This window comes from Methanosarcina sp. MTP4 (assembly GCF_000970045.1).
Taxonomy (GTDB): domain Archaea; phylum Halobacteriota; class Methanosarcinia; order Methanosarcinales; family Methanosarcinaceae; genus MTP4.
Genome location: NZ_CP009505.1, coordinates 1,028,691 through 1,041,350 on the forward strand (window position 1 = coordinate 1,028,691; position 12,660 = coordinate 1,041,350).

Genomic DNA, 12,660 nt, shown 5'->3' on the forward strand with positions numbered 1-12,660 from the left:
TTTTAGTAGCTGTCTCAAGATTATATAAGAAAGACAAAAATGTATTGTACCGGTCATGTATATAATTATCGAGTAGTTTTCTGGCAGCCGACGGGGAGTTATCCGGCAGCAAATTTTGAGGCATCCGGAAAAACCGGAAGCTACGAAAGCCCGAGGAATATCCATGAGTGAAGACCTGAAGAGTGCAGACTCGAAGAATACAGACCCTGAGGGCGCAAACCCGAAGAGTACAGACTCGAAGGATGCGGACCCGAATAGAGAAGCGCTTGAAGCCTGGATAATTGGGCTGCGGCGTGAGTTTCACCGCCACCCGGAACTAAGTTTCGAAGAGTATGGGACCCAGAAGCGAATCCTGAAAACCCTGGCAGAGCTTGGAATCGAAGCCCGGAAAATTGCGGATACCGGGGTGCTGGCAAGCATCCGCGGCACGAAACCCGGGCCCTGCATTGCCCTTCGCACGGACACGGACGGGCTCGAAGTCCGGGAAGAGGCCACGGAGCGGAATGGGGAATATATTTCCCTAAACGAGGGGGTCATGCACGCCTGCGGGCACGACGGGCATATGGCAATGCTCTTTGGGGCTGCCCGGCTTTTCCAGGAGCAAAGGGACTTTCCCGGAGAGGTCCGCCTGATCTTCCAGCCAGCAGAAGAAATCCCCCCCGGAGGGTCGGAAAGGGTGATTGCCGAAGGCGGGCTCGAAGGTGTGGACGCGGTCCTGGGGATGCATATCTTCACCAACCATGAGTCAAACAGTGTGGGCTTTCGCCCCGGACCTTTTATGGCAAGCACCAATAGGTTCGAGGTCTTCCTGAAGGGAAAAGGGGGACACATCTCAAAACCCGAAAGCTGCATAGACCCTGTCTTGATGGCTACGGACTTCCTGAACGCCCTTTACCCTGCCCTGGAAGCAAAGCTTGATCCGGAAAAATACGTGCTTGGGGTTGGAAGAATCCGGGGAGGCGCCCAGTTCAACCGGACCCCGGATATTGTCGAGATCCTCGGAAGCTATCGGACCTTTGATGAGGAGACCACAAAAACAATTGACGAGACGATAAAAGAATGTCTTGGGGTAATCATGGAAAAATACGTGAAAAGCGGGAAAGAGTTCGAAGGCTTCCCGACTTACGACCTTGATGTCCTCCACGGCTACCCCGTTCTCGTAAACGAACCCGGGTTCACAGAAGCGGTACATTCGAAACTGAAAGAAAGCCTTCCGAAACTCACGATTTATCCTGAAATGGAAAAGACCTTTGCTGCAGAGGACTTTGCAAGCTACCTGCAAAAAGTACCCGGGATTTTCATCTCCCTGGGCACCCGGAACCCGGAAAAAGGGATCCTGGAAATCAACCACTCCTCCAGGTTCGACATCGACGAAGACATCCTGCCGCTGGGCACGAAGATCTTCCGCACCCTTGCCCTGGACTTCCTGAACTTCCCTGAAAAATACCTCGGGTCTGCCTGAAGGAATAGGGAGAAAAGCCGGGGAAAATGAAGGAAAAGCCTGAATGAAAAATCTGAAGAGGAAAGTCCGGGGAAAAATATGATTATCCAGACATACGACAGTTCTAAAAAAGACGAGGTCCGGGAAGTGGTGCTTGGAGTGCTGCTGGAGCATGGCTTTGAGTACGACAGGCTTAAAGACGGCGACCTCAAGGACATCGAAGGCTACTACTTTGCAAAAGGAGGCACCTTTTTCGTAGGCCTTTCGGAAGACGGCAGGGTTGTGGGGACAGCCGGGGTCAGAAGTCTCGGGGAAGGCCGCTGCGAAATCAGGCGCATCTACCTGAAAAAGGAGTTCAGGAACAAAGGTTACGGAAAACAGCTTTTCCTGGCTTCCCTGGACTTCGCCGAAAAGAACTTTTCGAGCGCGGTGCTGAAGACTGACGCCACCCTGAAAAAAGCTATTGATATGTACCTGAAGCAGGGTTTTTCCCTTCTGAAAGAAGAAAAAGGAGCTTCAAACGAAGAATTTGAATATCTTTATTTTGAAAAAAGCTTTGATAAGAGGCAGTGAAATTCAGCTTTTTTCCCGGACTTTCATTTTTCCTCTTTCTACCTTCAAATTTCTTTTTCCTGATAAGTACAGGCGGGACCTTCCTCCTTTCCAAGGGCTTGCAGGTACTCGAGCACTGCCAGCACGAAGGCTGAATGGGACCAGGCAAGGGGAAGGACCGAAAGGGACCTGCCCTTATCATCTATCTGTTCGGACATGAGACCTGTGGGGTGGGCATGAGCGGCGCACCAGTTAATGAGTTCAAGAGCCCGGTCCAGGTTTCCGACTGCAGAGTGCCATTGGGAGAGCCAGAGGGTGCAGATGATCCAGCTGTTCATGTACCCGTAATAGCTGTCATGCTGGTAGCGGGCAATGCCCCCGGAGGGGCGGGTGAGTTCGCGTTCAATGGCTTCCATTGTCCTGACAACTTTCGGGTCATCCGGAGGAAGGATCCCGAAATACCAGACCGCAAAAACCGAGGAGTCGAGAGTCGGGTCGTCCAGGGAGCGCACGAAACGTTTCAACTTCTCATCGTAAAGCTTATCCCGGACTGCCTGTTTAACGCGGCTTGCGGCCTCTTCCCAGACATCCGCGTTGTCATAGTCCCCCAGGGAACGGGCCAGTTCGGAGGCTCCCTGGAGGCCCGCATAGACCGTGCAGGCGCTGTAGGTGTGCACACCTTTCCGCTCTTCCCATAGGTCAAAACTTGAGATCGGAAGCCCTGTTTTTTCGTCCAGAGCCTTTGCAAGGTAGTTTGCGGCGGGAAGCAGGAGGGACCTGCTGTAGCGGCCCGTGGTCCAGACGTTCCTTGCAATTTTCCAGTTGTGGTAAAGGGCATAGAGGGGAAGGCCCGTCTCATCTATCTGGATCATAGGGACAGGGTGCCAGGTGCTTCCGAAATCCCCTGCAGGGGTATACTTGTGCAGGAAGTTGCCTTTGTTTGTGAGAATTTTTGAAAAAAACTCAAAGGTTTCCCTGCTCAGGTAATGGTAGCGCGCCCTGTCTAGGGCAAGGCAGATCCAGGCAGCGTCTCTCGGCCAGCAGTAAGTGTAAAGGTCAGCCCCGAACTGCTTGATATCCGAATCACAGGAAGCAATCACCGAACCCGAGATGTCCATATGGGCGACCACCGCAAGCAGGCTTCGGTAAAAGCAGCGAACAACCCTTTCGGGGAGCTGTGTCATCCTGGAAAATTCAGGAAGGACGGACACCCTTTCGGTAAAGGAGTTCCAGAAATTGAAGTTGTGGTGAAAAAGAGTGCTTTTCCCGGCTGCCTTCACCCGCTTATGTATCTTGAGCACATTGCAGTACTTTTTCCCAAGCACGATCCAGAAATACACCCTTGCGGATTCCCCTTGTTTCAGTTCGGGCAGGGTCCAGCCAAGGGTGGAATCCACCGAACCGTGGGCCACGGGGTTACCGCTTAGATGAGCGTCATTTTCCATGTCTTTCCAGGTGCCTTCCATCCCTTTCCATTCCGCAGTCCCGACCGCGTACTGGTCAAATTCCGGTTCGCTCCCGTGCAGGAAATAGCGGTCGCGCTTATAATGGATCAAAGCTTGCTTATCGATTACTGCCGTTTCCCCTATCTTGGTTTCAAGAATCCGGTAATTCTGGTTGGAAAAAAGGCGCAGGTTTCGCGGGGAGTCTGAAATGTTCTTAACCTCAAATGCCCGGTAGAAGATATTTGTCGAGGGGTGAACTGCTTCCCATACCGTTACCCTGACCCCGATATCCGGGTTTTCGAATACCGATTCCCCGATGTTGGAGACCACTTCCTGGCAGGTATCCGCTCCTTTTAGGGAAATTTTTCTTTCCCCTTTTTCTTCCGGAAAGGGTGCACTTCCTGATATTTCCAAAAAGCGTTCACAAAAATTTTCCTCAAACACGGACTTATACTGCTGCCGGACCTTCCAGTTTTCAAGCCAGGTGCAGTAGAGGGAGTCCAGGTCGCAGATGCCAACTCTTATTGAGTTCCCGTGGTTCTCAAGCCCTACGTACGGAGAATAAATGTCCCTTATAATCCCCTTTTCATCTTCACAGATAAGGATTCTTCCGTTTCCGAAGATAAGCGGCCTCATCCAGGAATACCCCCTGTATTCATCTTACACCTTCTATCCCATGTTTCTAGCATGAGAATTGAATTTATTCCTTCAAATAATTTCGGTAAAGGAGAAACCCTTTTCCAAAGAGATATAAATGGCTAAAAAAACTTTGATTTCTTCCAATATGATTTCTTTAAATAAATATATATAAATTTCATAAGAAAGTTTATATTTTATCATGTCCATCTTACTTATGCATTATAAAAACGATGAATCATCAGAAAAAATCACATACAAAAAAAATGTGTGTGTTTCCAAATGGTTTACGTGAAAAAAATCTGTCCCGTCTGCGGGAGCGAATTTTTTGTCCTTAAGAATGCTGAGGAAAAAGCTGTGTACTGCACTCTGGCATGCCTGACAAAAGCCCAGGAAAATCTGGAGCAAAAGGCTCTCTGCATGGGCACAGCCTGAAGCGTTTATTAAGGGGGTAAAAGGGGATAACAGTTAGGGGGAAATACACTCGGATATAAGGAAAGTGTTTTCCCATATCTTTTATTCAAAAACCTCTTTAGTAAAAATCTCTTTATTATAAACCTCTTTTATTCAAAAACTGTTTTTCAAAAAAATAAAGAAAATTCTTTTTAAAGCTCTTAAGTTCCTATCCTAATCATTATTTTTTAGCCAGTTTCTTTGCTATTTCGGCCACATGCCGTCCCTGGTAGCGAGCCATTGCAAGTTCATTTTCGGAAGGCTGGCGACTCCCGTCCCCACCTGCAATGGTTGATGCCCCATAGGGGCTTCCTCCAGTGATTTCATCCATTCTGGTCTGCCTTTTCTCCGCATAGGGCAAGCCCACAATAACCATCCCGTGGTGAAGCAGGGTAAAATGGAAACTGATAATTGTGGATTCCTGTCCGCCGTGCTGGGTGCCGCTGGAAGTAAACACGCTTCCTACTTTTCCTACAAGGGCGCCCCTCCCCCACAGTCCTCCTGTTCCGTCCAGCATGGCCCTCATCTGGGCAGGCATGTTTCCGAAGCGAGTGGGACTTCCAAAAATCAGCGCATCAGCACCTGAAAGCACCTTCTCATACATATCCCGGGTGAGAAACGGGATGTGGGCAAAAGCTTTTTTAGTCTCGGTTGCCCCCATCTTCGCGATTACCTCCTCAGGCAGGGTTTCAGGGACCTGATAGATTCCTACTTCCGCCCCTTCGACTTCCCGCGCTCCTTCGGCAACCGCTTCTGCCATTTTGTGAATGTGACCGTACAGACTGTAGAATATGACGTTTACTTTAACCATACTACCCCTCCATCCGAATCTGTTAGAAAAAGTTAAATAATAGCCTAAAATCCGTTAACCTCGGACTACTATATATACCGGTAAACTCCGGACCACTATATATGCCGGTAAACTCTGGATTTCCCTTAAAAAATAGCTTTTCAATTCCTTATATACGTTGTCAGCAAAGAGAATTTTCTGCTTTCCAGGTTCAGCGCTTCATAGTTCACAAAAAACCTTCTGCTTCAGGTCGTTGCTTCCAATAAAACCAGCCTCCTGCTTCAGGGCTTTGTTTCCAATAAAACCAGCCTCTTGCTTACGGACTCTGCTTTCAGCAAAACGGTAAATCTCACTTCGGGTTTAATTACACTTGTTCCCAGCCTGCAGGTCGATGACCCTTTTAATAATCAAATTCCGGAATCGAGTTATTATTGAGACCACGACATCAAAATAGTTATTAAGTAACACGATGTATAAGCCGGGTATGCCTTCACTTTCTATCGTCATGCCCTCTATGAACGAAGAAGAAACAATAAAAATCTGCATAGAGAAAGCCCATGAAATATTCAAAAAATATGAGATAGAAGGGGAGGTTATACTGGCTGACAATTCTTCGGACAGGACCGCCGAGATTGCGGCGGCTATGGGGGCAAAGGTGATAGGTCCGGTCAAAGGCTATGGAAACGCTTACCTCAAGGGCCTTGCTCATGCAAAAGGAGATTACATAGCCATTGCTGATGCGGACAATACCTACGATTTGCTGGAACTGTCGGACTTTCTGGAACCTCTTATGGACGGTGAAGCGGATTTTGTAATCGGAAGCCGCCTCAAAGGAACCATTAAAAAAGGGTCCATGCCCTGGTTGCACCAGTACATCGGAAATCCTCTCCTGACAGCCATGCTCAACCTGCTTTTCAATACAAGTATATCGGATGCCCACTGTGGAATGAGGGCTTTTACAAAAGATGCCCTGGAAAAAATGAACCTTAAAACCCGGGGGATGGAACTGGCATCCGAAATGATAATAGAGGCTTCCAAAAGCGGGCTCAGGATTATGGAAGTCCCGATAACCTACCATCCCCGGAAGACTCCTTCCAAACTGCGCTCCTTCCAGGACGGCTGGCGGCATGTGCGCTTCATGATGCTGTATCGTCCCCTCCCGTTCCTGTTAATACCTGGATCTGTGGTTTTCATCCTGGGGGCTCTCATAACAGGAACTCTCCTGCTGAACGGAAATGCGGTAGAAAACAGGATGCATTCCTTCATCCTGGGCAGCATGTTCCTTGTCATAGGTGGACAGACCCTGGCAACCGGCGGCTACATTAAGACATATGGCCTGGTCCATGGCATGTACCGGGAAGGCGATGAGGGGTCAAGGAAATTGCTCAATTACCATTCCCTTGAAAAAGAACTGGTTGCTGGCTCCCTTATCCTGGGGGCGGGCATCCTCCTGGGGCTGAAAGTTGCATGGAGCTGGGCCAGTTCCGGCTACGGCTCCCTTGCAGAAGTGGAAAGTGCGGTCGTTGCCATGGTTCTTGCCTTCATAGGGCTCCAGCTTATTTTTTCCGCAATTATCCTGAGTGTAATGCTTCTTGAAGTTGACACTGAATGGTGAAGCGATAAAGAGGGACGAAAGAAGGAAAAAAGGATTAAAGAGGGACTGGATGAAAATTGCCTTTGTCTACGACGCTGTCTATCCCTGGGTCAAAGGTGGCGCAGAGATGCGCATCCATGAACTTGGAAAGCACCTCACAGCCCAAGGACACGAAGTGCACCTCTTCGGGATCAAATGGTGGGAAGGCAAAGACATTATCGAGTACGAGGGGATGACCCTGCACGGGGTCTGCGAAGCGAGAGAATTGTACGTAGGCGGCAAGCGCTCGATCTCCGAAGCAATCGTGTTTTCCCTGAAACTTTTTCCCAGGCTCCGGAAAGAAAAGTTCGACCTTATCGATGTGAGTGTCTTTCCCTACTTTTCCTGTTTTACCGTGAAAGCAGTATCCGTATTGAGTAAAACTCCGGCAGTGTTCACCTGGCACGAAGTCTGGGACGGGTACTGGTATGAATACCTCGGGTACTGGAAGGGTTTTTTCGGACAAATGGTCGAAAAAGCGGTTGCAAAAATTTCAAGCAATAACATCGCAGTTTCTGGCTGGACAAAAAACAGGCTCGAAGCCCTCGGGGTCCTCGGAGAAGAAATTGCAGTTGTCCCGAACGGGATTGACTTAAAAAGGATTTCTGAAATCGAACCTGAAGGCGGCTGGACTTTTGCCAACCCGGAGAGGAAGATTTACGGTACAATCTTTGCCGGCAGGCTCATAAAAGAGAAAAACGTCGATGTCCTGCTCCGGGCGGTGGCCCTCCTTAAAGCCGATTTTCCGGGTATCAGGTGCTGCATTGTCGGTGACGGTCCTGAAAGGGAGGCACTCCTGAGACTCACAGATGAACTCGGAGTTCGGGGTCATGTGGATTTTGCAGGCTTTCAGGAATACGAGGCACTGATAGGGAAGATAAAGGCTTCAAAGGTCCTTGTGCTGCCATCTTCCAGGGAAGGGTTTGGGATGGTTGTGATCGAGGCTTTTGCGTGCGGGGTGCCGGTGGTGACGGTGAGGGAGAGGTATAATGCGGCGCAGGGGTTGGTTGAGGACGGAGTGGATGGTTTTGTTGTGGGGCTGGGGGAGAGGGAGCTTGCGGAAGGGGTGAGAAAGGTACTTTGGGAGAGTTCCAGTTATAATAAGATGTCAGAATATGCAACAAGGAAAACCGAAAAATATGAATGGGAAGAAGTTCTCAGAAAACTTAATTCTTTTTATGAGGAATTGATGTGAAAGTTGCAATCTTCCATGACTACATCGGCGCGATAGGGGGAGGAGAGAAACTGGTCCTGACCCTTGCGAGAGGACTCGGGGCTGATGTCATTACGACGGATGTGGACATGGATTCTGTTAAGAAGATGGGATTTGAGGACATAAATATCATAAGCCTCGGAACTACCTTGAAGATGCCACCCTTAAAGCAGATAGATGCTTCTATTAAGTTTGCAACCTCTAATTATTCAAAAGAATACGAATTTTTTATTTTTTCCGGCAACTGGGCGCCTTTTGCAGCGAAAAAGCATAAACCAAACCTTTATTATTGCCATACGCCTACGAGGGCGTTTTATGACCTTTACGATAATTATTTGAAAAAACATTCTTTTTTTATCGCTGTACCATTTGTTATCTGGGTGTATTTCCATAAAAAATTCTCTGAAAATTATCTTGGGCATGTGTGTAAGATTGTAACGAATTCGGAAAACACAAAAAGAAGAATTAGGAAATATTTGCATAGAGAATCAGAAGTTATCTATCCCCCGATCGATGTTTCAAGATTTAAATTAAAAGAATACGGGGATTTCTGGCTCTCGGTAAACCGGCTCTACCCCGAAAAGCGGGTTGAACTGCAAATTGAAGCTTTCAGAAAAATGCCGGACAAAAAACTGCTTGTCGTTGGGGGATATGCAACAGGGGATCATGCATCCGGATACGCATCAGAGGTCACGGATAATCTCCCTGGGAACATAAAATTACTCGGAAGTGTTTCGGAAGAAAAACTTCTTGAATTGTATGCTAGCTGCAAAGGGTTCTTAACGACCGCAATGGATGAGGATTTTGGAATGACACCGGTTGAAGCCATGGCTTCAGGCAAACCTGTTGTAGCTGTAAAGGAAGGAGGATATCTGGAGAGTGTAAGCGATGGTAAAACAGGAATTCTTACAAAACCATATGTAGAAAACATAATTGAAGCCGTAATAACTGTTTCTAAAAATCCTGAAACTTATAAAAACGCATGTATCGAAAGGGCAAAAATGTTTGATAAATCAATATTTGTCAAAAAAATAATTGAAGCTGTGAATCAGGTAAAAGACAGTAATAAATAATTTAATATTCAATAGGTGTTGTCCTAATAATTATACATAATTACCACTTGAAGTAAGGTTGTGTCCCTATGAGGTCTTTGATGAATTCAACAAAGAGGTCCGTAATTCTTATTTTAACCATATTATTGATTCCTTCTCCGGTAATAGCAGGTGGAGTAGGAGAAAATCATATATTCTTTGATCTTTCAACGGAAGGTTTTTTCGGGCTTCAAAGCAGAGGACCCGCCGGTTTCAGTGAACTTGCAGAAGATCTTGAAAGTTTTGGATATATTGTGAATGACAATTTTATGAGTAACTCAAACTTTGGTTATTTAGCAGAACCGAGTCTGCATGAATCTGACATTGTTGTAATTATTAATCCAAAAAGAAGTCTTGACAATATCGAAACTTTATACTTAATGAATTTTGTTGAAAATGGCGGAAATTTGATCGTAATATGTGATTCTCCTGACTCCGTATTCAATTCCAATCTGATTCTTGATCCGTATGACATCTATTTCAAACGGGAATATCTTTTGAATACGCACGTTAACATTTCCAGTAACAAATCTATAAATTTAGGCTATTCCATTCCCCTGGATGAATGGGAAGTTTACACGGGTCATCCGAAGGAATTTGATGAAAATCCTCTCAGATTAAAGGGAATTTCCGAGGTTTCAAGAGACCTGTTCTCTGAAGAAATATCTGGGGAAGAGTACACAATACTTATGGCAAAAAATTTCCAGCAAGGAAAGGTAATTGCTCTGGGGAACAAGGATTTTCTTACGAACTACAGATTCAATGAAAATAAAGAGCTTTTGTATTTTATCCTGAATTACATTGAATGTGAAGATGAGGAAGGGATGCAGGGATTGTCATATAACCCTTCCGAACTTTACATTCCGCTTAAAGATGGAAAAATAAGTTTTGTGGGATTATCCCTGGAAAACAAAAACAATAAAAGCGCCGCATACGTATCTGTGGAAATACCGGGAATTCTTAAAGACGTCGTGGTACCCGTTGAAAGTAACTTCACAATAGGCCCGGATGAAATTCTCGATCTTAACTTCCCGTGCCAGAATTTAAGCAGTGAATACTGGTACATCAAAACTAAAATCGCGCTTAAAGTCCGCTACAATGAATTCAGCGAACCCTGTATATATAAAATACCTATCGAGGTAGTCCGTAAATGAAGAAATACTCTGTAGTGATTTGCGCTTTGATTCTTTTATCCATGATGATTACAGTGGCTTCAGCTTCTGAAGACATCAGCATCAATTATTATCAGGCAGATATCGGGGACGTAAATCGATACTGGTATGGGGAAGGAGAAATCTTTGTCACCGATCTTGGAAATTCTTTTGAACTATACAAAAACGGAAATGAGATCATATCCTATGCCTCAGAAGCAAATGTAGTTAATGTCTCTGAAGAACAAATCCGATTTCTGGCCGATAAAGATGAGAATGAACTACACGCACTCTTCATGAGTCAAAAGCCGGGAGGGCACGGTTTATTTACACTTGAGTTTTCGAACCCTTACGTATCTGAAAACGGGAAAAAGAACATAACCATAAGTATTGAAAATGCGGAAAGGGTCCTTTATCTTAACGGTCCTGTATTTTTTGAAAGAGAAAATATTTATTCGGAAGGTAATTTCAAGATCATCCAGCTTGAAACTTCACAAAAAGACTTTAAGATCATATACATGACCGAACTTGCCTACGGGCTCTTTTCAAGCATAATCGGGATCTCGGTGTTCGGTTTTGTACTTTTTATTCTGATGATTCTCAGAAGAAAGGCAATAACGCACAAAATGAAAAAGAGGCTCCAGGCATTAATCAGGAGCTCCCCTATTGGCATTTCTGAAATGGATAACGGGATCGAATTTAAGCTTAAAAGAAAAAGCTCCCCCTTATTTTCAAATTATATAAAGAAGGAAGATATAGGAAATGGCAAAAGCAACACTTCACTAAATGTTCCCAGGGAGATCATTGCAGGCATTTTTGTGCTGATGCTTTCATACATAATTTACAGGTCACTGGTTGCAATGATTACCTCTTATGTTGCGGATATGGGGGCAGTAACCTACCTGATCCTGGCGATGCTTGCTGGTGTGAGTTTAATGATGTTCCTCCTGCTTTTAAGCATTGAAAGCGCAAAGGAATTCAACGTAACCATGTCTGTATTTGTGGGTGGGATTATGCTTGTCATGTTCAGCCGGCTTGGCATTATTATGATTCCTGTGGCAGTCCTCACGGCTCTGGCGGTCTACGGGTTTAGCAAAGCGGTCTTTCTTAATCTTGATGATCCGGATGAGGAGCCAAATGAATGAAAATTTTTGCATCAGAAGAAAATCTCCTTATCCCTCTGGGAGGAGGAGAACTTTCTTTTGAAACACTTATATCCGGGCTCAGTAAAAATAATGAGATATTTACAGTCGGAAAGCACGTAAAAAACCCGCATACAGTACCTTTTCCCTCATCCTCCGTCCGCCTTTTTGAAACAAATACTCACATGTTCAACAAATACTTCGTTTTTAAACAGCTTGAAGGCTCCTTAAGCCGGAAAATCAAGAACTTTTCCCCGGACCTCGTCATCACACAGCAGGACTTTGCAGCCCCTACAATAAAAACCGCTTATGAAAAAAAGATACCTTCCATAGTTTTCATGCGAAACTACGAACATATCTGTCTCTGCGCAAACCCCGACAGCAACTGCAGCAGGAGATGTTCGGTTTGCTATGGCTATTCTTTTCTAAACCCTTACAGGTATTTTGTAGACGCCGTTTTCCGGTACGAAAAAAAATGGATTTCCAGAGCATCACTTATTATTTCAAATAGTCAGTATATGGCTTCGGTTGTTAAAGATTGGCTTGGTGTGGAATCCCAGGTAATCTATCCTTTCGTAAGGGAGATCAGTGTTAGAGCGCAGCATCCTGAATACATCACATTGATCAGCGCCGCAAAGCATAAGGGAATCGGGACCTTTTTGGAAATTGCAAAAATACTCCCTGATAAAAAATTCCTGGTTGTGGGGCACAATCCCGAATCAATCGATTTTTCAGTTTTTCCCAATATCACATACATGCCCTGGGCAGCCGATCCCGAAACCTTCTATTCAAAGACAAAAATCCTGCTCGTTCCCTCCCTGTGGCCGGAACCTTTCGGAAGAGTCTGCGTGGAAGCTGCCTTTTGCGGGATTCCTTCGATTGCAAGCAAAATCGGAGGACTTCCGGAGGCAGTGGGGGAGGGAGGGATATTGATTGATAATTTTAAGGACCCTGAGCAATGGGTAAAAGCTATCAATCTGCTGGAGAACGATGAGGCATATAGGGAATACTCAGAAAAAGCCAGAATTCATTCCCGAAGATTTACGGTCGAAAACACACTGGGACAATTCAAATCCCTGCTCCGGAATACCCTTGCATTAAAAATTTAACTTT

The 12,660-nt window shown here is 45.8% G+C and carries 11 protein-coding genes; 9 read left to right on the top strand and 2 right to left on the bottom strand.

All coding sequences use genetic code 11. The annotated features are described in order from the left end of the window. Window positions 1-163: 163 nt before the first annotated feature. Window positions 164-1,462 carry a M20 family metallopeptidase gene (locus MSMTP_RS04560; protein ID WP_082090709.1) on the top strand — a complete coding sequence of 433 codons (1,299 nt, stop codon included), beginning with the start codon at window positions 164-166 and terminating at the stop codon, window positions 1,460-1,462. A 78-nt stretch (window positions 1,463-1,540) separates the two neighbouring features. Next, the gene (locus MSMTP_RS04565; RefSeq protein ID WP_048178018.1) at window positions 1,541-2,014 is read left to right on the top strand and encodes a GNAT family N-acetyltransferase; all 474 of its coding nucleotides are present in this window, start codon (window positions 1,541-1,543) and stop codon (window positions 2,012-2,014) included. A 44-nt stretch (window positions 2,015-2,058) separates the two neighbouring features. Here MSMTP_RS04565 and MSMTP_RS04570 read toward each other — a convergent pair whose 3' ends face one another. Continuing rightward, a complete protein-coding gene (locus MSMTP_RS04570) occupies window positions 2,059-4,074 on the bottom strand; it encodes a glycoside hydrolase family 15 protein (protein ID WP_048178019.1) in 2,016 nt (671 codons plus the stop codon). A 282-nt stretch (window positions 4,075-4,356) separates the two neighbouring features. Here MSMTP_RS04570 and MSMTP_RS19635 point away from each other — a divergent pair, with 282 nt between their 5' ends. Continuing rightward, a complete protein-coding gene (locus MSMTP_RS19635; RefSeq protein WP_197076139.1) occupies window positions 4,357-4,509 on the top strand; it encodes a hypothetical protein in 153 nt (50 codons plus the stop codon). 199 nt (window positions 4,510-4,708) lie between these two features. Here MSMTP_RS19635 and wrbA read toward each other — a convergent pair whose 3' ends face one another. Then, window positions 4,709-5,338, bottom strand: a complete 630-nt coding sequence (gene wrbA / locus MSMTP_RS04575; protein ID WP_048178020.1) for an NAD(P)H:quinone oxidoreductase type IV — start codon at window positions 5,336-5,338, stop codon at window positions 4,709-4,711. Between the two features lie 463 nt (window positions 5,339-5,801). Here wrbA and MSMTP_RS04580 point away from each other — a divergent pair, with 463 nt between their 5' ends. From MSMTP_RS04580 to MSMTP_RS04605, 6 genes are all read left to right on the top strand, one after another. Beyond that, on the top strand, window positions 5,802-6,932 hold the full coding sequence (locus MSMTP_RS04580; protein ID WP_048178021.1) for a glycosyltransferase family 2 protein: 1,131 nt from the start codon (window positions 5,802-5,804) through the stop codon (window positions 6,930-6,932). Further along, entirely contained in the window at window positions 6,910-8,145 is a 1,236-nt protein-coding gene (locus MSMTP_RS04585) for a glycosyltransferase family 4 protein (RefSeq protein WP_231582918.1), read from the top strand. The genes MSMTP_RS04580 and MSMTP_RS04585 overlap by 23 nt, the downstream gene beginning before the upstream one ends. Further along, window positions 8,142-9,236, top strand: a complete 1,095-nt coding sequence (locus MSMTP_RS04590) for a glycosyltransferase (RefSeq protein WP_048178022.1) — start codon at window positions 8,142-8,144, stop codon at window positions 9,234-9,236. The genes MSMTP_RS04585 and MSMTP_RS04590 overlap by 4 nt, the downstream gene beginning before the upstream one ends. 80 nt (window positions 9,237-9,316) lie before the next feature. Continuing rightward, window positions 9,317-10,408 (top strand): DUF4350 domain-containing protein, encoded by a 1,092-nt coding sequence (locus MSMTP_RS04595; RefSeq protein ID WP_156153675.1) that lies wholly within the window; start codon window positions 9,317-9,319, stop codon window positions 10,406-10,408. Beyond that, window positions 10,405-11,550 (top strand): hypothetical protein, encoded by a 1,146-nt coding sequence (locus MSMTP_RS04600; protein ID WP_048178024.1) that lies wholly within the window; start codon window positions 10,405-10,407, stop codon window positions 11,548-11,550. Before MSMTP_RS04595 ends, MSMTP_RS04600 begins: the two co-directional genes overlap by 4 nt. Next, a complete protein-coding gene (locus MSMTP_RS04605) occupies window positions 11,547-12,656 on the top strand; it encodes a glycosyltransferase family 4 protein (RefSeq protein ID WP_048178025.1) in 1,110 nt (369 codons plus the stop codon). The genes MSMTP_RS04600 and MSMTP_RS04605 overlap by 4 nt, the downstream gene beginning before the upstream one ends. Window positions 12,657-12,660: the final 4 nt, after the last annotated feature.